Below are 22,265 nucleotides of genomic sequence, written 5' to 3' on the forward strand. Positions count from 1 at the left end.
GCAGCGCATAGACACCGCCCTACACGTGATAAGGCTTAATCGCGGAAATTATCAAACTGCAGAGGTAGTTCAGGCCCCTCTTCACCCCGTAAAAGCGCCATGACGCCTTGTAAGTCGTCACGTTTTTTCCCGGTCACGCGAACTTTTTCACCCTGAATTTGCGCTTGGACTTTAAGCTTACTCGCCTTGATACGCTTTACCACATCCTTGGCTTCTGCCGCATCAAGCCCCTGCTTCAAAACGACTTCCTGACGCGCCTTCACCCCGGAAAGCTCGGGGTCTTGAATATCCATGCAGCGCGCATCAATGCCTCTGGCAATTAACCGACCACGCAGTACATCCAGCATCTGCTTAAGTTGAAAATCGACCTGGGCCTCTAACTGCACTTTTTCGCCTTCAAGGGCGAAGCTTGCGTCAACGCCTTTAAAATCAAAACGCGACTGCACTTCACGATTCGCCTGGTCAACGGCGTTAGACGCTTCGTGCTGATCAAATTCCGACACAATATCAAAAGAGGGCATGGCATTTTTCCTGGCAAGTTATGAAGGGTTATTTTAGAGCAGTAAGCTCCCTATCGGCCAATTCTGTTATTGATTAGCCGCAAAAACCTCGATTCCTACGGAAAAGCTTAACAACTGTATAAATTTTATTCACATTTAAGCCATCATCACGGCATTGCAAGCTCTATATGGCGTAGGCTAGAGACCTTCAGGCAGCCTTTTAAGAGGAAAGCGACGGTGAAAGACCGCGATACACGCCATAAAGCGTCGATGGAAAAACTCAAAGCCCGCGTGGATGAAAAAGTAGCCAGCGCCACAGAACAACGCGGACTGCTGCTGGTGAATACCGGGAATGGTAAAGGCAAAACCACGGCCGCCTGGGGCACCGTCACCCGTGCGTTGGGCTATGGCTATCACGTGGGGGTTATTCAGTTTATTAAAGGCTTATGGGAGTGTGGCGAGCGCAACCGTTTGGAAGATGACCCTAATCTTGACATAGCAATTATGGCAACGGGCTTTACTTGGGACACCCAAAACCGTGAAGCCGACACTCAAGCCTGCCTGGCTGTTTGGAAAGAGGCTGAGCGCATGCTGGCTGACCCAAACACTTACCTGGTCGTGCTGGATGAAATTACCTACATGCTCAAGTTTGGCTACCTGGATATCGCCACCGTTAAAGCGGCGCTTGAAAATCGCCCCAGCGAGCAGACAGTAATTATTACGGGGCGTAATGCGCACCGTGAACTGATAGCCATGGCGGATACCGTCACCGAAATGCAGGAAGTTCGCCACGCCTTTAATAATGGCCTACAGGCACGTCGCGGCATTGATTTTTAATCAATATTTACCAAAAAGGGGTGCCAAGGCACCCCTTCTCATACACCCGACGATATTCTCAGCGAGTGTTATTCGACGACAGCGGATTATTCGCCGTCAAACGGATTGCGCAGTACGATGGTTTCAACACGGTCTGGCCCCGTTGAAATAATATCAATACTGGTGCCCACCTGCTCTTCCAGGAAACTGATGTAAGCGCGGGCGTTAGCCGGTAAATCGTCGACGTTTTTAGCACCCAGCGTCGACTCTTTCCAGCCTGGTAAATCCTGATAAAGCGGCTCTATGGCTTCGTAGCCTTCAGAATCAACCGGGTTGTCCAGCACGTCACCATCTTTACTGCGATAGCCCACGCACACCCGAATATTTTCCAGACCATCGAGCACGTCAAGCTTGGTCAGGCAGATGCCGGATATGGAGTTAATTTGTACCGCATGACGCAGGGCCACAGCATCAAACCAACCGCAACGGCGTGGACGACCCGTGGTGGCACCAAATTCGTGGCCACGCTCAGCCAGGTGACGGCCATGGTCGTCGAACAGCTCAGTGGGGAACGGTCCTGAACCCACGCGCGTGGTATACGCTTTGGTAATACCCAGCACATAATCCAGGTAAAGCGGGCCGACACCAGAACCCGTGGCCGTGCCGCCAGCCGTGGTGTTGGAGCTGGTAACAAACGGGTACGTACCGTGGTCGATATCCAGTAGCGAGCCTTGGGCGCCCTCAAACAGAATATTCTCACCCGCCTTGCGCAGGTCGTGAACCATGCTCACGGTATCGCATACCATCGGACGAAGCTCATCGGCCATTTGCATGGCGCTGTCCAGCACTTCCTGGAAGTCGACGGCGGGTTCACCGTGGTAGTTAACCAATACGAAGTTGTGGTAATCCAGCACTTCGCCCAGTTTGGAGGCAAACCGCTCCCGATGAAGCATATCGCCCAAGCGCAAGCCACGGCGTGCCACTTTATCTTCGTAAGCCGGACCAATGCCTCGACCCGTTGTGCCAATCTTGGCAACGCCACGGGCTTTTTCGCGGGCCTGATCAAGGCGCACGTGGTAAGGCAAAATCAGCGGGCAGGCAGGTGAAAGGCGCAGGCGCTCACGCACCGGTACACCTTTATCTTCAAGCTCGCGGATCTCTTTGATCAGCGCTTCAGGCGAAAGCACCACCCCGTTGCCGATTACGCAGGTTTTACCCGGACGCAGGACACCCGACGGAATGAGATGAAGCACCGTTTTTTCACCGTCGATTACCAGCGTGTGGCCCGCATTATGGCCACCCTGGAAACGCACTACCGCCGCCGCTGACTCGGTGAGCAGGTCAACAATCTTGCCTTTGCCTTCATCACCCCATTGGGTGCCCAGGACTACGACATTCTTACCCATTATGCACTCGTCTCTTGTGTCAGGGCCGTTGTCTGCCAACAGCCATCGATAAACTCAAGACGGCGGTCACACTTGTGCTCCGCCGGCCCAGTACGCTGCCCAGGCAGCGCTTGAATAACGCGTTCTCCCTGCTCTCGCAGTGCAACTATGGCAGCGTTGAGAGACTCTTCCTCTTGGGCAGGCGCCCAAATGGCGCCGTTGCCTGGCGATGCCAAGGCCAATGATGCCAACTGCTTTAAATCCATCGAAAAGCCAGTAGCCGGACGTGCACGCCCAAAGGCGCGCCCCGTATCATCATAGCGGCCACCCTTTGCAAGCGCATGGCCGTAACCTGGCACATAAGCGGCAAACATCATGCCTGTGTGGTATTGATACCCACGCAGCTCGGCAAGATCAAAATAGAGCGACACGTCAAAGCGAGCCAACACGCCCTGATACAGCGCACTTAACTGATCAAGCGCGGCGGTTACAGAGGCCGGAGCACCTGCAAAGCGCTCGCGTGCTTGCTCAAGTATACTGGCGTCGCCGTGCAACTCACCTAGCGCCATAAACATATCGGCCAGTACCGGGTCGCTGACGCTTGCGTTAACTTGCTCCGCCAATTGTCCCGGCGACTTGAGTGCCAGTGCCTCAAACAGCGTGCTCTCCTGCTCATTATTAAGCGCGGCAGCGTCTACCAAACTACGGTAAATGCCGATGTGCCCAAGAGCCAGATGTATTTCACCTGCGCCTGCGGCTTTTAAACTGGCGAGCGCCAAATGAATGATTTCACTATCGGCCTCTAACCCAGCATGGCCAAACAGTTCGACGCCGACCTGAACAGGGCTGCGTCCGCCCTGATGCTGATCAGCTTTAGCGCGCAGTACGTTCGTGCAGTAGCACAGCCGAACGGGCCCTTGGCGTTTGAGCGAGTGGGCATCCATACGCGCCACCTGCGGCGTAACATCTGCCGAGGCGCCCATCATACGGCCGGTTAATTGGTCTGTTAGCTTAAAGGTTTGCAGATCAAGGTCGGTACCGGTACCGGTCAACAAGGAGTCTAGAAACTCCACCGGTGGTGGCATGACCTGGTCATAGCCCCAGCAATGATAAAGATCAAGCAGCGCGCGGCGCAGCTCTTCCATGCGGCTTGCCTGAGGCGGTAGCACCTCATCCATGCCGTCGGGCAACAGCCAGCGGTCAGCGATGGTCATGTAAACAATCCTGCAAGACGATGAAGGCCCTGGAGTCGATGAATACGCGCTTGACGCATTAACGTTAAATGAGGGCCACAAAAAAACCGGGCGACGCCCGGTTCAATTAAGTCTACCACGTTTGCTCAAGGGATGAACCCCGCCATGCGTTCTGCTTCATGGCAAAATTCACCCCTATACCAACTTACTCTTCTCCGCCTGCTTGCCCGTTAGGATTAGCACTGCGCAGGTAACGGAAAAAGTCGCTGCTGGGGTCTAATACCAGCATATCACCGTCGCCCGAGAAGCTATCGCGGTAAGCATTCAAGCTACGCCAAAAGGAGAAAAACTCCTGATCCTGGCCATACGCTTCAGAAAAGATACTGGCTGCCTGAGCATCACCTTCACCGCGCAGCGTCTCTGCACGCTCATTTGCCTGAGCGATAAGTACGTGGCGACGACGGTCAGCATTAGCGCGAATCCGCTCCGCTTCTTCCTGTCCCTGGGCACGCCATTCGCGGGCTTCGCGCTCACGCTCAGAGCGCATCCGCTCAAAGACTGCCGCTGACACGTCTTCAGGTAAATCAATACGCTTGATGCGAATATCGCGGATAGCGACACCCAGCTCATCACGCATCAGGCTATCCAGCTCTTCGGTAGGGCCAATCATCAGGTCATCACGGCGCTCGGCAATGATTTCCTGCAGATTAAGACGGCCAAACTCGTTACGTAAGCTCTCGTCAACACGTGGCTGAATAAGGCGGATCGCCATCATTTCATCGCCTGCCGTTGCCTCGTAGTAGCGGGTAGGATTAACCACCTGCCATTTAACGTAGGAGTCGACGATAACTGCTTTTTGCTCAAGCGTCAGATAACGACTGGTATCGGTATCCAGCGTCAGCAGGCGCGTATCAAACTTACGGATCGTTTGAGCAACCGGTATTTTGACATGCAGGCCAGGCTGAATATTCTCTTCAATAACCTCACCAAAGCGCAGTTTTACGGCACGCTGTGTCTCATCAACAACATACAGCGAATTACTTGCCAACCACGCGACAACAGCCAAGCCACCAACGATCAGCAGGGATCGATTATTAATCATTTACCGGCCCTCCCTGCGAATAGAGCTACTACTTGAAGATGAAGAATTCGTCGTTTGGCTTCCACGTAAACTTTCTACAACACGCGGATCCAACTCCTCACTGCCTGAGCCACTGTCATTAGCGCTTGATGCGCTATTGCTGCGCCCACTATTGCCACGCATTTGATCAAGCGGCAGATACATTAGCGGTGCATTTTCGCTTACATCCATGAGTACCTTGGGCGTACCGCCGTAGACGCTTTCAAGCGTATCCAGGTACATCCGCTCACGCATTACCTCTGGCGCATTTTGGTACTCTGTTAACAAGGCATTGAAGCGATTCGCTTGACCCTGAGCTTCGGCCACGACCGACTCACGATACCCTTGGCCTTGCTCAACCACGCGTTGGGCTTGACCCTGAGCGGCCGGGATAATGGCGTTAGCGTAAGCCATGCCTTCGTTAATGGTACGCTGGCGGTCTTCGCGAGCACGAATTACGTCATCGAATGCGTCGATAACCGGCGCAGGCGCGGAAGTCGACTCAATGTTAATGGTTTGTAAACGGATACCCGCTCCATACGCATCAAGATAGGACTGCAAGCGGCTAGCGACCGAGCTGCCCAGGATTTCACGCCCTGAGGTCAGGATATCGATCATGTCTGTGCCACCTACAACGTGACGCAAAGCAGAATCAAGCGCATTTTCCATGGACAGTGCAGGATCACGCACATTGAGAACAAAATCTTGCGGATTTGCGACCTGGTACTGCGCCGATATTTCCACTTCCACGATGTTTTCATCGCGCGTCAGCATCGCCTGGGTTTGTGACACAGAGCGAACACGCGTGACATTCACCATGCGGACATCGTCAATCAACGGCGGATTCCAGTGAAGGCCCGGCCCAACAACGCTCTGGTACTCACCAAAACGTAAAACAACGCCACGCTCAGACTGATCCACCAGATAGAAGCCGGAGGCTGCCCAAATCGCTAGCGCAACCACAACTAAAAGGCCCGGCAATGCAAGCGTATTACGTGGTTTACCACCACCGCTTCCACTGTTCCGCTTGTTTCCGTTGCCTTTTTTACTGCCGCCGCCCAGCATGCCGTTCAGCTTGTCTTGAAACTTCTTGAGCGCTTCATCAAGGTCAGGAGGGCCTTGGTTATTACCCCCATTATTCCCGCCCCGATTACCGCCGTCGTTGCCACCACGGTTATCACCGTCGTTGCCACCCCGTCGACCACCACCACTCCATGGGTCGTGCTGGTTGCCACCACCAGGCTCATTCCAGGCCATACTTCGTCTCCACTAAGGTGCTCATCTGCGCATGGCATGCCTTCGGCAAGCTCCATGCGCTTTATTGAAATTATTGCTATATCAAACTGTTATTACCATCCCTTACACGAGTAGAAAAGCAAGGACCTACCACTCGTCAACTTCACGTAATGCTACAGGCAAATAGGTGTTAGCACGCTCACCCAGCTGCGCCATTAATTGGTTAAAGTCGCGACGCGGTAGTCGAACATCCAATACAGAGCGCCCCTGCTCATCAAATGCTTCCTGACGCACGGCGTTTAGCTCATGAAGTCCTGCCCGCAGCTTGCCCTGTTCTGGCGTCAGTGTCAGCGAAAATCCGATGACATCGCCAGCCAAGAGCTCAGTAAGCGCTTCATGAAGTAGCTCAAGACCTTGGCCTTGTTGAGCAGACAACCACACCACTTCAGGCACGCCATGCCCATCACGCTCAATACGCGGTGCGCTATCAAGCTTGTCGATTTTATTCATTACCTTGAGAACCGGCACACTATCGGCGCCAATCTCTTTCAATACGTGCTCTACCTGGTCAACGTTTAGCTCGCGATCAGGGTCGGCTGCATCAATCACATGCACAAGCAAAGTGGCTTCCGCTGCCTCCTGAAGCGTCGCCTGGAACGCCTCAACAAGCTTATGGGGCAAATGCCGGATAAACCCTACCGTATCCGCCATCACCACCGGGCCCACGTCTTCGATCTCAAGGCGCCTCAGCGTCGGGTCCAGCGTTGCAAACAATTGGTCAGCGGCATACACATCGGCATTGGTTAACGTATTAAACAGCGTCGATTTGCCTGCGTTGGTATAACCGACCAGCGATACACTGTGGATTTCCGCACGTGCACGGGCGCGGCGGTTCTGTTCACGCTGGCTACGTACTTTATCCAATCGCTTATTGATTGACTTAATACGTCCTCTTAATAGACGGCGGTCGGTTTCCAGCTGCGTTTCGCCGGGCCCACGCAAGCCAATCCCGCCTTTTTGGCGCTCAAGGTGCGTCCACCCACGCACAAGGCGAGTAGACATATACTCTAGCTGAGCAAGCTCGACCTGCAGCTTACCCTCATGGGTTCGTGCCCGTTGCGCAAAAATATCGAGAATCAGACCAGTACGGTCAAGGACTCGGCACTTGAGTTCTTTCTCAAGGTTGCGCTGCTGGGAAGGACTTAAACTATGATTGAAGATCACCAGCTCCGCCTCATGAGCCGCGAGCATGGCTCGCAACTCTTCCAGCTTTCCCGAACCCACAAAGGTTCGTGAATCAGGGCGCTGACGACTAGCGGTGAGCAGCGTCGCGGGCTCTGCACCTGCAGAGCGCACGAGCTCTAAGAACTCACCCGGGTCTTCACGTGCTTGTTCGTCATGAAAATCAACGTGGACAAGAACTGCCGTTTCACCGGCTTCTGGGCGTTCAAAAAACAATCAATACCTCGAGGACTCTATTGCTCATCCAGCGGTGTTAAATATCCGCATCAGGCGCGGCCGGGTCTTGTGCCGGCAAACGCACATTGCGCGAAGGCACCACCGTGGAAATAGCATGTTTATAAACCATCTGACTAACGGTATTACGCAGCAGAATAACAAACTGGTCAAACGATTCGATCTGGCCTTGAAGCTTAATGCCATTTACCAAAAAGATGGAGACCGGAATGCGCTCTTTGCGCAAAATATTCAAGTAAGGATCTTGAAGGGACTGCCCTTTGGACATGTTGCTCTCCCTAAACTGTCGTTGGGGTTGGTTGTTAAATGGCGTGCCCTACTGGTGCTACGCCGCAATCTATTTGCCCGAAAGGCCCGTGTGGTTGAAAGCGCCCTTCGGCTACTCAAAAACACACGCTCACGAAACCACTATCTTACGCTAAGCACCGCTTTCACGCACGAATTTCAGCGTCTTATCCACCACGTCCAACTGCTGCGAATCAATCCAGGTAAGATTAGACCAGCTTCTTAACCAGGTTAGCTGACGCTTGGCGAGCTGGCGAGTAGCAATTACGCCGCGCTCCTTTAAGACAGCATAGTCGTACTCACCGTTCAGATACTCCCACACCTGACGATACCCTACGCTTTTCATGGCGGGCAGCTCCAGATGCAGGTCACTACGCTTTTTGAGGGCGGCCACCTCATCTATCAAGCCCTCCTCAAGCATAGCGGCAAAACGTTTTTCAATACGTGCGTGTAAAACACGTCTGTCGTCTGGCGCCAACGCAATGGATAGCACGCGCCAAGGGAAAGGCGCTGGCTGCTGCTCACCCCACAGCTCACTCATTGAGCGCCCACTGGCGTAATAAACTTCGAGTGCGCGCATTAAGCGTTGAGGATCATTGGGATGGATGCGCTGCGCCGACACAGGATCCACATCCATCAGTTTTTTATGCAGCGATTCCAGGCCTTCACTTTCACGCTGTTTGGCTAGCTGCTCGCGAATAGCGGGGTCCGCCGCAGGCATATTTGCGACCCCTTCAACCAGGCGCTTGTAGTACAGCATGGTGCCGCCCACGAGCAGTGGCACCTTGCCCGCTGCGCTGATTTGCCGCATCTCACTAAGCGCATCTTCTCGAAAATCAGCGGCTGAATAGGGCTCTGCAGGATCACGCAGATCTATTAACCGATGGGGTGCACGGGCAAGCTCAGCAGCACTGGGCTTAGCACTACCAATATTCATGCCGCGGTAGACCATTGCGGAATCAACGCTGATTAGCTCATGCCCTAGCCGCTCGTGCAGCGCGATTGCCGTATCGGTTTTTCCGGCCGCCGTGGGACCCATTAAAAAAATCGCCCAAGGGCGTGTATCAGCCATACCGTGGCAAACTCCGCCAAAAAATAACAGGGATTAATTCAGCCAGCCGCCACTTGGCAACATCTGGCAGCACCGCTACTGTCCGCGCAAGAACAACCGATCAAGCGCTTTTAGGTTCATTTGTGTCCAGGTAGGCCGACCATGATTACACTGATCGCTACGCTCGGTGCGTTCCATATCGCGCAGCAATCCATTCATCTCTTCAATGGTTAGCCGTCGATTCGCGCGCACGCTACCGTGGCATGCCATAGTGGAAAGCAGCTCATGAATACGTGTTTCTACCTGATGGGTGCGCCCAAAACGGGCAAGCTCTTCAAGCATTTCTCGCACCAGCGCTTCCGGGTCAGCCTGGGCCAAAAGCGCGGGTAACTGGCGCACCAGCAGCGTTTCCGGCCCTGCAACATCCAGCTCAATCCCCAATTGAGAAATGGCTTTCTGTTCGCTTTCTGCCGTTGCCACTTCCGTGCGGCTGGCAGCAAGCGACACGGGCACCAATAGCGGCTGAGTATCAATACCACTGGCGGCTGCCAGCTGATTTTTCATCCGCTCGTAGACAATACGCTCATGGGCGGCGTGCATATCCACCAGCACGAGCCCTTGGGCATTTTGCGCAAGGATATAAATCCCATGCAGTTGCCCCAACGCAAAGCCTAGCGGCGGCGCACTGGTCGGGTCACTTTCAGGCATTACCGCAGGTGCTTCGCGCACCTCGCTAACAGACTCGTGACCGCCAGCCCATGCACCCGGCGGCTGCGGCGTAAGCAGCGTATCCTCATGATTAGGGTGCAAGGCCTGATAGCCCTGCATAAAGCGGCGTACTTTTTCAGCCCCCGGGTGACGGTCAGGCGCTTGAGAAAGCGCCATGCCTTGCTGCTGCCACCGGGTAGAATCGGTCTGCTCAGGTTCGGCAGTGGCACCATTCACGCCTTCTGCTGAATGCTCCGAGGCATCACTGGCATCGCCATCACTTTCTTGCGCTGGCTTAGACGTCGCCAGGCAGTGGTGCAGACTTGAGTAGAGAAAATCATGCACCATACGCCCATCACGAAAGCGCACTTCATGCTTGGTGGGATGAACATTCACGTCGACCACATCAGGGTCCAGTGTCAGGTAGAGTACAAACACAGGATGGCGGCCGTTATAGAGCACGTCCCGGTAGGCCTGGCGCACGGCATGGGCCACCAGGCGGTCACGCACCACACGCCCGTTAACAAAAAAGTACTGCTGATCGGCCTGAGAGCGTGAGTGCGTGGGCAAGCCCACCCAACCGCTTAGGCGCAGACCACCAGCTTCGCGCTCAATATAGCGTGCATGCTCAATAAAATTCTTACCCAGTAGCGAGGCGATACGCCGCTCCTGAGCCACCGCCGTATGCCCAGCAGGTAGCTGGTGGACTACCTTCTGGTTATGACGGAGCACCCAGGTGATGTCGTAACGCGACAGTGCCTGACGCCGAAAGGCCTCTTCCACGTGGGCAAACTCGGTCTTTTCGGTACGTAAGAACTTGCGCCGCGCAGGCGTATTGAAGAACAAATCACGCACCGCAACGCTGGTGCCTCGGGGGTGTGGTGCAGGCGTTACTCGCGCCTCCATCCCTCGCCCTTCGGCCACCACTCGCCAGCCGGTTCGCGGGTCTTCTTCCGCATTGGACACAAGCTCCAACCGAGAGACAGAGCTTATTGAGGCCAGCGCCTCGCCACGAAACCCCAGAGAACTGACGCCCTCCAGGTCCTCAAGGCTTCCGATTTTACTGGTGGCATGACGTGCAAGCGCCAGCGGCAAGTCCTGCTCACTAATACCGATGCCGTCATCGCGTACTTTAATTAATCGCGCACCGCCCTGCTCGATCTCAACCTCAATGCGCTGACTTCCCGCATCAATGGCATTTTCCACCAGCTCCTTGGTTACCGACGATGGACGTTCGACAACCTCCCCCGCGGCGATTTGGTTGGCCAAGCGGGGGTCGAGTACATGAATACGTGATGGCAAAGAACTCGACTCGGACACCAGACACCTCAAGAGTTGGGAATACGTAATACTTGGCCCACGCGAATAACGTCGCCATTCAAATCATTAGCTTGGCGCAGCTGGCCCACTGGCACACCGTGGCGCAGCGCGATCGAAGAGAGCGTATCGCCTGACTGAATGCGGTACTCATTCCCCGTAGGCTGGCGATGATTATCGCGCTGCCAGGCAAGCAGGCTCGCCGGTGGCGGGTTACGTTCAAAATGTGCGTTTAACCCGGAAAAAATAGCATCCGCAAGCCCCTGCTGGTGAACGGGATCACGCAGTCGACGCTCTTCACTGGGGTTGGAAATAAAGCCAACCTCAATCAATAGCGAAGGAATATCAGGCGATTTAAGTACCATAAAACCGGCCTGCTCGACGCGAGATTTATGCAGCCGATTAATCCGCCCCAACTGCTCAAGCACCTGCCCGCCAATAGACAGAGAATCGTTCAGCGTGGCGGTCATGGTTAAATCAAGCAAAACACCGCGGAGTACTTGATCCTTATCACGCAGCGAAAGGTTGCCGTCCACCCCGCCAATCAGATCAGCGCGGTTTTCGCTGTCGGCAAGCCACTGGGCTGTTTCTGACGTAGCGCCACGCTGCGAAAGCGCGTATACCGAGCTGCCCTCGGGGCGCGGACTGTTAAATGCATCGGCGTGAACCGACACAAAGAAATCGGCCTTTTGCTCACGGGCAAGCTGGGTACGTTGCCGCAGACCTATATAATAATCGCCATCGCGAATAAGCACCGCTTTATAGCCCGGCTTGGCGTTGATTTGCGCAGCCAGTCGGCGGCTTATATCCAGCACAACGTCTTTTTCTCGCGTACCGCCAGGGCCAATAGCGCCTGGATCTTCACCGCCGTGGCCAGCATCAACGGCAATAATAACATCGCGTTGGGGGTGCGGCTGGGCGGGCTGAACTTCGGCCGACTCAGGGCTTTGCGTTCCAGGCGACGCCTGGCTATCCGGCAATTGAGCCTGAACATCGTTTCGCTGCGCCAGCATTTCCTGATCACGAATCATCGCTTCTATCGGATCAATCGGGTTTTCAACGGCACTCTCGCCAGGATACTCAAGGTCTACCACCAAGCGGTGACCATATTGGTCATTAGGCGGCAACACAAAGTGGCGCGGTTCCACTAAGCGATTGAGTTCCAGCACCACGCGCAAACCACCCCCATCCCGCGGTCCGGTCCGCACAACCTCAATCGCGCTGCCATCTAGCGGCAATGTGGAGGCATCCGTTTTTAGCTGGCTCTCCTCCAAATCAATCACCAAGCGCTCGGGGTCCGACAGGGAAAAAACATTCGCCTGAGTGACGCCGGAAAGATCAAATACCAGCCGCGCGTGGTCGGGGGCGGCCCATAACCGCATGCTTTCAACATCAGCGGCCTGTACAGAAGAAACGCTTGCCATTAGCGCCATCAGCCCAGGCATGAGATACCGGGCCAGGCCGGTGAATTCGTTGCTAGTTACCATGAAGTGGCACCGTCTTCTGACTGCTTAAACGATTGTCTTGACTGCAGCCCATTAAGGACGCACTCACCGTACTCACTGAGTGCGTTCAACGTCGCCTCGCGCCCTGCACCCGCTACCGTAAGTGATAAGAAAATATCGGGAGCTGGCAGCCATCCCTCGCCGCGACTTGGCCACTCAACAATACATAGAGCGTCGTCCGCCAGCACATCACGACCGCCGATAAACTCAAGCTCCTCAGGGTCAGATAAACGATAGAGATCTAAATGATAAATGCGCTGTGTGCCCAGCTCATAAGGCTCCACGAGGGTATAGGTAGGGCTTTTGACTGCCCCCAGATGCCCATAAGCCCTTAAAACTCCACGTGTTAATGTCGTTTTACCGGCGCCCAGGTCACCTTCCAGGTAAACACGCCCACGCCCCTGCAATGCACTTCCCAGCGCTTCACCAAAAGCGACCTGCGCTTCTTCATTTTCCAATTGCACCTGCATGTGGGCTGCCTTCACGGGTTGATCAATACTCGTGCATAGGATGCCAGATCACTTGCCAGCAAGCCACGTTCTCCTTGTGCCTGTGCGGCGCGGTCGGCGGCTAGCGCATGCACCATAACGCCTAGCCAGGCACTACTCTCTATCTCTGTTCGCTGGGCGACCAAGGCGCCGAGCATACCGCTGAGCACGTCACCCATTCCACCACTGGCCATACCGGGGTTTCCGTAAGGACATACAACCAAGCCACCGGGCCCGGCAATCAAGCTCCCCGAGCCTTTTAGAACAACAACGCCTCCTCGTCTACGCTGCAGCTCACGCGCAGCGGCAGGCCGGTCAGCCTGCACATCGGCGACGCTACACTCAAGCAACCGGGCAGCTTCGCCAGGGTGCGGCGTTAAAATCCAGTTATCACGACGCTCGCTCGGCCAGTGGCTGGCGAGTAAATTAAGCCCATCGGCATCGACGACCAGCGGAGAGCCCGATGCTAGCGCGTGCTGCAACACAGCCTGCCCCCAAGCGGCCTGCCCCATCCCCGGCCCCACCACCAGAACATCCGCTTTTTGCGGAAGTTCGTTTAAATCAGCGCCGCCGCGTACACCGTGCGCCATTACTTCCGGGCAACGCATCAAACTGGCGATGGTATGCTCTGGCGCGGTTGCCAGGCTTACTTTGCCAGCGCCTAAGCGTACCGCCGCTTGGGAAGCCAACAGCGCTGCACCACCAAACCCCGGAGCACCGCCCAAGACCAGCACATGCCCCATATCGCCTTTATGGCTGGTACGGGAGCGCGGCGCAAAGGCGTCTGTTAACCAGCCTTCGTCCAGCCGCCACGCACAAGGAGGAATATCAAAAAAGGCCTGCGCTTTAACGCCCAAGGGGCGAAAATCAATCTCCCCCGTATAGGCAGGCGCTTCGCCGGTATGTAGCCCTATTTTATCGCCAATAAACGTGACGGTAGTATTCGCGTGAACAGCATCGCCAAGGACCGCGCCCGTATCCGCGGCTAACCCAGAGGGTATATCGATCGCCAGCACGGGACATTTAGCGGCGTTGATCGCCTTAATCGCCTGTTGCGTTGCCCCTGTCACCTTGCCGGTAAGGCCGATACCGACCAGAGCATCAACAATCACCTCGCCCGAGAACACACAATCGGCGTGCCACGCTTCGCAGGAAACACCGGCAGAGGTTGCAAGCTCGGCAGCCCTGGCGACATCACCTTTCAGTGCATCCAACGGCTTTAGCGTAATACGCTGCACCTTAAGCCCTGACTGAATGGCAAGCGCTGCCAGTACATGACCATCGCCAGCGTTATTTCCCCCACCACATAACACCGTTACGCTACGCGCATGGGGCCAGCGCGCGCGAAAGCTATGCCAGGCACTGGACGCTGCCCGCTGCATTAGGGCAAACCCTTCGATACCACCGGCAATGGTACGGCGGTCCAGTTCACGTACCTGCTCCGCTTTGAATAGCGGGCGCAGCGAGGAAGTACTTAAGGTGGACACGATATCTCCTTTCGCATGTTGTGATGGCGACCAATTGCGTTAGCATAGCGCGACTAATGCTCGACCGTAGACTGATAATGCCCTGTTCCACTGCTTCTTCACTTTCAAGCCATACCATGACCACTGAACAACTGGCCCATCTTGCTGACCTCATCAAAACCTGGGGCCGCGAGCTGGGCTTTCAGCAGGTTGGTATTACCGATACGCAGCTCGATACGCATGAGCAGCATCTCAACGCATGGCTTGAGAAAGGTTATCACGGTGAGATGGGCTTTATGGACAAGCACGGTACCAAGCGTACACGCCCGGCCGAGCTTGAACCGGGCACGCTGCGAATCATCAGCGTGCGTATGGATTATTTACCTCCCGAAGTTGAAACGACTCGGCTGCTGGGGCAGCCGCAAAAAGCCTATGTATCACGCTATGCATTGGGCCGTGACTACCACAAGCTAATACGTAAGCGCCTGGCTCAACTGGGTAAAAAAATCGAACAGGAAGTAGGCCCTTTTGGCTACCGTGCCTTTGTCGATTCTGCCCCGGTAATGGAGCGCGCCCTGGCGCAAAAGGCAGGCCTTGGCTGGTTCGGTAAAAACGCCATGCTGCTCAACCCAAAAGCAGGCTCACTGTTCTTCTTGGGCGAGCTTTATACCGACCTGCCCCTCCCCGTTGACCCGCCCTACGAGCGTGAGCATTGCGGCAGCTGCGATGCTTGTCAGACCGCCTGTCCAACAGGGGCGATTGTTGACGACAAAGTGGTGGATTCGCGCAAGTGCATCTCCTATTTAACGATTGAGCTACACGGAGCGATCCCGGTTGAGTTTCGCCGCGCCATGGGCAACCGCGTATATGGCTGCGACGACTGCCAACTGGTATGCCCGTTCACACGCTTCACCCGCGTGAGTAACGAGCAAGATTTTGCCCCCCGCCACGACCTGGACCGCGCCTCCCTGCTCAGCCTGTTTGGCTGGAGCGAAGAGGCATTTTTGGACAAAACCGCCGGCAGCCCCATTCGACGTATCGGCTACGAACGCTGGCTACGCAATATTGCCATTGGCCTGGGCAACGCACCGTGGAGCGAGGCGGTTGAAGCCGCGCTGTGGGCACGGCGCGCTTACCCCAGCGCTCTGGTACGTGAACACGTTGCCTGGGCGCTTGATGAACAGCGCCTCAAGCGCGATGCACGCATTGCGACAAGCTAACGTTCAACCGAGGCTTACTCTTCTTCGTCCTGCCCGCCTGCCACGCGCAGAAAAGTGTTGCGGTAGTGGGCAAGTTCAGCAATCGACTCTTTGATATCATCCATTGCCAAGTGCACGTTGCGCTTGCTAAAGCCTGCCAGTGCGCCCGGGTTCCAGCGCTTGGCAAGCTCCTTAACGCTTGAGACATCCAGGTTACGGTAGTGGAAGAAACGCCACAGCGCTGGCATCTCACGCTCCAAAAAGCGTCGGTCCTGATGGATGCTATTACCACACATGGGCGACGAGCCTGCCACCACGTACTGGCGCAAAAATTCCAGTGTCTGCTGTTCGGCACTGGCCGTATCGTTCTGGCTGGCTTTTACGCGCGCGACCAAGCCGGACTCGCCGTGGGTCTTCTGGTTCCAGTCATCCATTTGTGCCAACAGACTATCTGGCTGCTTAACGGCAATTACCGGGCCTTCCGCCACAACGTTTAAATCCGCATCGGTAACGAGTGTTGCCACTTCGATAATGCGCTCTTTATCAGGGTCAAGGCCGGTCATTTCCAGGTCGATCCAGACCAGCAGATCACTGCGCGGTTCGTTACTATTGCTCATGCTTTTCTCCAGGATAGCCAACGGGTCGAGTTACCCGGCGTCAGTTAACAGGTACACTATCCCCTATTGTACCGAGCATCGAGTGGTCATGAGCAAACGTAAATTAAGCCGCCAGCAGCAGTGGCGAGTCGACAAAGTCCAGGCAGAGCGTGCTAGCCGCGCTGAAAAGCGTGATGTACGCGACGCAGAAAAGCTGGCTGCTGGCGAATACGGCGCCGAACAGCCCGGCCGGGTGATGGCGCATTTCGGGCGAACGCTGGAAGTACGTAATGCCGAGGGCACACCGGTACGCTGCCATCTACGTGCTAATCTGGACGGCATGGTGACCGGTGACCGAGTAATCTGGCGGGCAGGCCAGGAGGGCTCCGGCGTTGTTGTGGCCCGCGAAGAGCGCGACAGCGTGCTCAAGCGCCCTGATGCGCGTGGCCAACTTAAGCCGGTCGCCGCCAATATCGACCAGATTTTAATCGTTTTTGCCGTTGAGCCGGCGCCGCACCCTAATTTGATTGACCGCTATCTGGTCGCCGCTGAAGCCACCGCTATCGCGCCTGTTCTGGTACTCAACAAAATCGACCTGCTGCCAGACGATGGCGGCGAGCTTGGCAAGCTACTAGAGCGCTACCGTGCGCTAGGCTACCCGGTGGTGCGTACCACGACGGCCAATGAAGAAGGGCTTGCCCCTTTGCGCCAGCAACTTGAGGGTCGCACCTCAGTGTTTGTGGGCCAAAGCGGCGTGGGTAAATCATCGCTAATTGACCTGCTGTTGCCCGATGAGTCATTGCGTATCGGCGCGCTTTCCGAAGACTCGCGTAAGGGCACGCACACCACGACTACCGCACGGCTCTATACCATGAACCGCGATGAAGTCACCGATGGCGAGCTGATCGACTCTCCCGGCATTCGGGAATTTGGCCTGATTCATTTGACCGAACAGGACGTGACCGACGGCTTTATCGAGTTCCGCCCTTTCCTTGGCTACTGCCGTTTTCGTGATTGTCGTCACCGGGAGGAGCCAGGCTGCGCTTTACTTGAAGCGGTTGAGGAAGGCAAGATTCACCCGGAACGTTTTGCCAGCTATCGCCGGATTCTCGATAGTTTAGACGCTTGATTTTAAAGGAGCTAACCATGAGCACCGAGCACCCATCGTCAGAGTCAAATCTTCTACCGCTGATCGTTGAGCCAGAACAGTTACAGAGCCACCTGGATCAACCAGCGCTTTTGATCATTGATGTGCCGGTGAATCCGGATAACTACCGCCAGGGGCATGTGCCGGGCGCAGTATATCTGGATTTTCGCTACCTGATGCGCGGCGAAGGCCCGGTGCCCAATGACGTTCCCGATGTAGGCTTCTTATCGCAACTATTCAGCGCATTGGGGCTTACTCGCGACACCCACGTTGTAGCCTATGATGACGAAGGCGGCGGCTGGGCAGCGCGCCTTTTATGGACGCTGGAGCTGATTGGCCACACCCGCTACTCCTATTTAAATGGCGGCATTCATGCCTGGCGTGATGCCGGTATGCCCGAAAGTACGGAGCAAACCCGCCCCTCGCCTAGCGAATACCATGCACAAATTTTAAACCCGCAGGCGCTCATCACCTGTGATGAGATTAAAGCCAAACTGGGTGACAAGCAGTTTGCAGTTTGGGATGCGCGCTCCAAGGGTGAATATGACGGCGAGCAAGGCAATAATAAGCATCTTGGCCACATTCCAGGTGCGGTCAATATGGATTGGCTAAACGCCATGGACCGGACCCGCGCCCTGCGTATTCGCGACTACGCCGAGCTTATAACCGAGCTTGGGGCCATGGGCCTAACGCCCGATATGGAAGTAGCCACCCACTGCCAGAGCCACCACCGCAGCAGCTTTACCTGGCTGGTGGGTAAAGCGCTAGGGTTTAATATACGCGGCTATGCGGGCTCCTGGGGCGAATGGGGCAACCGCGACGATACGCCGATCGAAAAGTAACGTAACCGGCTTGGCTGGCACGACGTTTAACCACTGCTAAAAGTAATTAATGTGACGCTACCTCAAAAAGCTTTCTCGTTACTCCAGTACCCGCTTCCCCATCATGCCATCTCGCGTCTGACCGGCACGTTTGCGCAGAGCGAGGCGCCTTGGCTGAAAAACATGCTGATCAAGGCCTTTATCAAGCGGTTTAACGTCGACATGAGCCAGGCACTTGAGCCGGACCCAACGGCATACGCCAATTTTAACGCGTTCTTTACCCGCGCTCTAAAAGCGGATGCTCGCCCACTGGGGCAAGGCATTTTAAGCCCGGCCGATGGCTCGCTTTCGCGCCATGGCCGCCTGCAGGCGGGTCAGCTGGTTCAAGCCAAGGGCCATACCTATTCGGCGCAGTCGTTACTGGGCGGGGATGCGGCGCTTGCAGAAGAGTTTATGGGCGGCAGTTTCGCGACCGTTTATCTCTCGCCACGCGACTATCACCGTGTACATATGCCCATGACCGGCACGCTACGGGAAATGATTTATGTGCCTGGGCGAATTTTCTCGGTGAATAAAGCCACCGCGAGCTACGTGCCTAACCTGTTTGCACGCAACGAACGCTTGGTATGCATTTTTGATTCAGAGCACGGCCCATTTGCCATGGTGTTGGTCGGCGCGATGGTGGTTGCCGCCATTGAAACCGTGTGGTCTGGGCAAGTTACACCGCTGGCGGGCGTGCCTCAACGCACACGTTTTGACAACACCATCACCCTTAAGCGCGGCGAGGAAATGGGGCTATTCAAACTCGGCTCTACCGTTGTGATGTGTTTTGCCAAGCCGGTTGCGTTTAGCAATCCAGCAACGCGTGAGGATTATCGGCCAGAAGCCATGGTGCAAATGGGCCAAACCCTCGGTGATTTTCCGCCAGCCCCGCCTATCGCTTAGCGTTAGCAATTAGGCGTCGAAAAGGTGAGCACGTCTTCAAGGCGTGCTTTACCCAATGCCAATTGAATTAAACGATCAATTCCCAGCGCTACGCCCGCACACTCGGGCATGCCATGCTCAAGCGCTGCCAGCAAACGCTCATCAACATCGACCACGGGTAGCCCCAGACGTCGCCGTTCAGCGTTATCGTCGCTAAAGCGAGTGCGCTGCTCCGTGGCATCGGTTAGCTCGTGATACCCATTGGCCAGCTCAATACCGCTCAGGTAAAGCTCAAAACGTGATGCAACCCACTCTCCATCCACATCCTGGTGTCGGCGGGCAAGCGCTGCCTGGCTGGCGGGATAGTCCGTGACCACGCTTAATTCGTTCTGGCCCAACGTGGGCTCAATCACCATGCTCATCAAAAGGTCGAGGCAGGTATCCCGGCCTTCGTCCACCAACGCCCCGGTAGGCATCCGGCCTCGCTCAGCGGCCAGCGCGCGTAGCTTATCAAGTGACGTTGTGAAGGGGTCAACAGCCAAGCAAGTATGGAAAAGCTCGCGATAACGATAGTGCACTACCGGCCCGGCAAAAGCAGGTAACAGCGTGGCCACCAGCGTGGCGGTCTCGTCGATCAGTTCGCCAAGCGACAACCCTGGCCGGTACCATTCAAGCATCGTGAATTCGATGTTGTGGCGCGAACCTACTTCGCCATCACGAAAGCTTCGCGCCAGCTGAAAAATGGGCCCACTGCCCGCGGCCACTAAACGCTTCATATGAAATTCAGGTGAGGTTTGCAGCCATAACCGTCGCTGACCTTTATCAGTGCGCGCTTGAGTCGCAAGTGACACCAGGTGCACATCGGTACTTCCACCCTGTCCAAGCACAGGCGTTTCAACTTCCAGCACGTCACGTTGGGAAAAAAATGCTCGTACTTTTGAAAGCAGACGTGCTCGCTCACGCAGCGTTTCAATTTGCGCATTTGGTCGCCACTCAATGGCCATCACCGCTCCTTGAATAAAATAAAGCCACGCAAATGCGTGGCTCTAAGGTAGAACAAATGCCGCCAAGTGCGTAATAAGGCCTACCGCTTTATCCACTTGGCTAAGCACTTAACTACTCACTTAATACTTGGCTTAAAAACGTACTTATCAAGCGCGAGAAACGTACTCGCCGGAGCGCGTATCGATTTTGAGCACTTCGCCCTGGTTGATAAACAGAGGTACACGAACAACAGCACCTGAAGAGAGCGTTGCGGGTTTAGAGCCGCCCTGCGCCGTATCGCCCTTCAGGCCTGGGTCAGTCTCGACCACTTCAAGCTCAATGAAGTTGGGCGGCGTCACCGAAATTGCCTTGTCGTTCCACAGTGTCAGCGTATAAGGCACCTGCTCTTTGAGCCATTTAACAGTATCACCCAGCGCTTTTTTCTCTACGGCGTACTGCTCAAAAGAGCCGTCCGTTTTCATAAAGTGCCACATGTCACCGTCGGTGTAGAGGTACTCCATCTCCAGGTCCATGACATCGGCACCTTCCAGTGAATCACCCGATTTAAAGGTACGCTCACCTACACGGCCGGTCATCAGGTTACGCAGCTTAACGCGGTTAAACGCCTGGCCCTTGCCGGGCTTGACCAATTCGTTCTCAACGATTGAGCAAGGATCACCGTCGAGCATTACTTTTAAACCGCCTTTGAATTCATTGGTAGAATAGTTAGCCATGTTGCCTCTCTGTGATCTATTTCAGTTAGCTATTACAGTGAGCGATGCAAGATAGCCTACGTCGCCGCAGCGTGGATAGCATCGTCAAATAAGTGCGCGCATGATAACCCGAAGGAGGGCTTTTTGCAGGAGAACATTATGATCGTTGCCTCGGATAATCACGAGCGATTCAACGAAGCCTCAAGCCCTACGTGGCAACAGCAGCTTTCCAGCGCCATTCGTGACCCGCATGCGCTTTGCAAGCGGCTTGGACTAAAGAGTGAATGGCTCTCTGGCGCACATACCGGGCATACGCTGTTTGAAACCTGCGTGCCCGAGGCCTATTTGTCACGCATTACTTACGGCGATACGTCAGACCCTCTGCTGCGCCAAGTGCTGCCCGTCAGCGACGAAGCGCTCACGCCTAGTGGTTACGTGTTTGACCCTCTTGAAGAGGCTGATCATCGCCCTGCCAAAGGGTTGATTCACAAATACGCCGGTCGGGTGCTATTAATCGCAAGCCCAAACTGCGCAATTAACTGCCGCTACTGTTTTCGTCGCCACTTTCCCTACAGCGATAATTCACCTTCCAGGGCCCAGTGGCAAGATGCGCTTGATTACCTGCGTAGTAGCCCCACCATTCATGAAGCCATTCTTTCCGGCGGCGACCCGCTGGCTGCCAACGACCGTCAGCTAGCCTGGCTAGTCGGCGAGCTGGAAAAAATCCCTCATCTTAAGCGGCTGCGCATTCACACACGCTTACCCGTGGTGATTCCTGATCGTATCGATAATGCGCTACTTGCCTGGCTGGGCAATACCCGGCTGCAAAAAGTCGTGGTACTGCATATCAATCATGCCAACGAGGTAGATCAAGCTGTCGTTGAGGCCTGCACCCGATTAAAAGAAGCCGGTGCCACCCTGCTTAATCAAAGCGTACTGCTGCGCGGCGTTAACGACGAAGTGAGCACACTCACCGCCCTTTCAGAGCGGCTTTTTGAGGCAGGCATCCTGCCCTACTACCTGCATGTATTAGACCCGGTGCAGGGCGCCGCTCATTTTGATGTACCGGATGATGAAGCACGTGTACTCATCACCCAACTACGTGAGCACTTACCCGGTTTTCTGATGCCCCGACTTGTGCGCGAAGTACCTGGGGAGGCGAGTAAAACGCCGCTGTGAGGGGTATCAATAGCCAAGCGAGCAGCCCGATACGGGGCTTGGCATAAACGTTACACCATTCTGGAAATGCTTGCCGCCTCGGCGCTTTGGACAGCCCAAGAGGTTGTGCATGCCAAAACCGCTAAAGCGGCATTTTCAGTCATAAACCAGGGCTAA

Annotated in this window: 21 protein-coding genes; 6 read left to right on the top strand and 15 right to left on the bottom strand. The window is 55.3% G+C overall.

Annotation, left to right across the window (positions count from 1 at the left end):
- Positions 1–35: 35 nt before the first annotated feature.
- Positions 36–521, bottom strand: coding sequence for a YajQ family cyclic di-GMP-binding protein (locus ACT3TJ_RS01920; protein WP_087109478.1), 486 nt, complete (start codon positions 519–521; stop codon positions 36–38).
- Between the two features lie 216 nt (positions 522–737).
- On the opposite strand from ACT3TJ_RS01920, the gene cobO reads away from it, so the two are divergent.
- The gene (cobO, locus tag ACT3TJ_RS01925; protein WP_172116286.1) at positions 738–1,337 is read left to right on the top strand and encodes a cob(I)yrinic acid a,c-diamide adenosyltransferase; all 600 of its coding nucleotides are present in this window, start codon (positions 738–740) and stop codon (positions 1,335–1,337) included.
- A gap of 86 nt (positions 1,338–1,423) precedes the next feature.
- Here the strand turns inward: cobO and ACT3TJ_RS01930 are convergent, their stop codons facing one another.
- The 11 genes from ACT3TJ_RS01930 to ACT3TJ_RS01980 all read right to left on the bottom strand — a co-directional run bounded on the left by ACT3TJ_RS01930 (position 1,424) and on the right by ACT3TJ_RS01980 (position 14,567).
- On the bottom strand, positions 1,424–2,722 hold the full coding sequence (locus tag ACT3TJ_RS01930; protein WP_193053829.1) for an adenylosuccinate synthase: 1,299 nt from the start codon (positions 2,720–2,722) through the stop codon (positions 1,424–1,426).
- Positions 2,722–3,915, bottom strand: a complete 1,194-nt coding sequence (locus ACT3TJ_RS01935; protein WP_172116284.1) for an ATP phosphoribosyltransferase regulatory subunit — start codon at positions 3,913–3,915, stop codon at positions 2,722–2,724. Before ACT3TJ_RS01935 ends, ACT3TJ_RS01930 begins: the two co-directional genes overlap by 1 nt.
- A 184-nt stretch (positions 3,916–4,099) precedes the next feature.
- Positions 4,100–4,996, bottom strand: a complete 897-nt coding sequence (gene hflC / locus ACT3TJ_RS01940) for a protease modulator HflC (protein ID WP_172116283.1) — start codon at positions 4,994–4,996, stop codon at positions 4,100–4,102.
- Positions 4,997–6,271: an FtsH protease activity modulator HflK gene (gene hflK / locus ACT3TJ_RS01945; RefSeq protein WP_192526309.1), complete on the bottom strand. Its 1,275-nt coding sequence runs from the start codon at positions 6,269–6,271 to the stop codon at positions 4,997–4,999.
- A gap of 126 nt (positions 6,272–6,397) precedes the next feature.
- A complete protein-coding gene (gene hflX / locus ACT3TJ_RS01950; protein WP_444621395.1) occupies positions 6,398–7,708 on the bottom strand; it encodes a ribosome rescue GTPase HflX in 1,311 nt (436 codons plus the stop codon).
- A gap of 37 nt (positions 7,709–7,745) precedes the next feature.
- Positions 7,746–7,994 (bottom strand): RNA chaperone Hfq, encoded by a 249-nt coding sequence (gene hfq / locus ACT3TJ_RS01955; protein ID WP_009099947.1) that lies wholly within the window; start codon positions 7,992–7,994, stop codon positions 7,746–7,748.
- 150 nt (positions 7,995–8,144) lie between these two features.
- Positions 8,145–9,083 carry a tRNA (adenosine(37)-N6)-dimethylallyltransferase MiaA gene (gene miaA / locus ACT3TJ_RS01960; protein WP_172116280.1) on the bottom strand — a complete coding sequence of 313 codons (939 nt, stop codon included), beginning with the start codon at positions 9,081–9,083 and terminating at the stop codon, positions 8,145–8,147.
- Between the two features lie 75 nt (positions 9,084–9,158).
- Positions 9,159–11,090 (bottom strand): DNA mismatch repair endonuclease MutL, encoded by a 1,932-nt coding sequence (mutL, locus tag ACT3TJ_RS01965; RefSeq protein WP_192526307.1) that lies wholly within the window; start codon positions 11,088–11,090, stop codon positions 9,159–9,161.
- Between the two features lie 8 nt (positions 11,091–11,098).
- Positions 11,099–12,574 carry an N-acetylmuramoyl-L-alanine amidase gene (locus ACT3TJ_RS01970; RefSeq protein ID WP_192526306.1) on the bottom strand — a complete coding sequence of 492 codons (1,476 nt, stop codon included), beginning with the start codon at positions 12,572–12,574 and terminating at the stop codon, positions 11,099–11,101.
- Positions 12,568–13,062, bottom strand: a complete 495-nt coding sequence (gene tsaE, locus ACT3TJ_RS01975) for a tRNA (adenosine(37)-N6)-threonylcarbamoyltransferase complex ATPase subunit type 1 TsaE (protein ID WP_172116277.1) — start codon at positions 13,060–13,062, stop codon at positions 12,568–12,570. The genes ACT3TJ_RS01970 and tsaE overlap by 7 nt, the downstream gene beginning before the upstream one ends.
- Positions 13,063–13,073: 11 nt before the next feature.
- Entirely contained in the window at positions 13,074–14,567 is a 1,494-nt protein-coding gene (locus ACT3TJ_RS01980; RefSeq protein WP_192526305.1) for an NAD(P)H-hydrate dehydratase, read from the bottom strand.
- Between the two features lie 116 nt (positions 14,568–14,683).
- Here ACT3TJ_RS01980 and queG point away from each other — a divergent pair, with 116 nt between their 5' ends.
- A complete protein-coding gene (gene queG, locus ACT3TJ_RS01985; RefSeq protein WP_192526304.1) occupies positions 14,684–15,766 on the top strand; it encodes a tRNA epoxyqueuosine(34) reductase QueG in 1,083 nt (360 codons plus the stop codon).
- A 14-nt stretch (positions 15,767–15,780) separates the two neighbouring features.
- Here the strand turns inward: queG and orn are convergent, their stop codons facing one another.
- Complete coding sequence (gene orn, locus ACT3TJ_RS01990; RefSeq protein ID WP_172116274.1) at positions 15,781–16,362, bottom strand: oligoribonuclease; 582 nt, start codon at positions 16,360–16,362, stop codon at positions 15,781–15,783.
- An 88-nt stretch (positions 16,363–16,450) separates the two neighbouring features.
- Between orn and rsgA the strand changes: the two genes are divergently transcribed.
- Genes rsgA through asd form a run of 3 tightly spaced genes read left to right on the top strand, consistent with a single transcriptional unit; the run spans position 16,451 to position 19,254 of the window.
- The gene (gene rsgA / locus ACT3TJ_RS01995; protein ID WP_172116273.1) at positions 16,451–17,470 is read left to right on the top strand and encodes a small ribosomal subunit biogenesis GTPase RsgA; all 1,020 of its coding nucleotides are present in this window, start codon (positions 16,451–16,453) and stop codon (positions 17,468–17,470) included.
- Between the two features lie 17 nt (positions 17,471–17,487).
- Positions 17,488–18,330, top strand: a complete 843-nt coding sequence (locus tag ACT3TJ_RS02000) for a sulfurtransferase (protein ID WP_192526303.1) — start codon at positions 17,488–17,490, stop codon at positions 18,328–18,330.
- 51 nt (positions 18,331–18,381) lie between these two features.
- Complete coding sequence (gene asd / locus ACT3TJ_RS02005; protein ID WP_172116271.1) at positions 18,382–19,254, top strand: archaetidylserine decarboxylase; 873 nt, start codon at positions 18,382–18,384, stop codon at positions 19,252–19,254.
- 2 nt (positions 19,255–19,256) lie between these two features.
- Here asd and epmA read toward each other — a convergent pair whose 3' ends face one another.
- Positions 19,257–20,237: an EF-P lysine aminoacylase EpmA gene (gene epmA, locus ACT3TJ_RS02010; protein ID WP_192526302.1), complete on the bottom strand. Its 981-nt coding sequence runs from the start codon at positions 20,235–20,237 to the stop codon at positions 19,257–19,259.
- A 147-nt stretch (positions 20,238–20,384) separates the two neighbouring features.
- Complete coding sequence (efp, locus tag ACT3TJ_RS02015; RefSeq protein ID WP_172116269.1) at positions 20,385–20,951, bottom strand: elongation factor P; 567 nt, start codon at positions 20,949–20,951, stop codon at positions 20,385–20,387.
- 138 nt (positions 20,952–21,089) lie between these two features.
- Between efp and epmB the strand changes: the two genes are divergently transcribed.
- Positions 21,090–22,109, top strand: coding sequence for an EF-P beta-lysylation protein EpmB (gene epmB, locus ACT3TJ_RS02020; protein WP_444621393.1), 1,020 nt, complete (start codon positions 21,090–21,092; stop codon positions 22,107–22,109).
- Positions 22,110–22,265: the final 156 nt, after the last annotated feature.

It is taken from the genome of Halomonas sp. AOP30-A1-24 (assembly GCF_052378165.1).
Taxonomy (GTDB): Bacteria; Pseudomonadota; Gammaproteobacteria; order Pseudomonadales; family Halomonadaceae; genus Vreelandella; species Vreelandella citrativorans.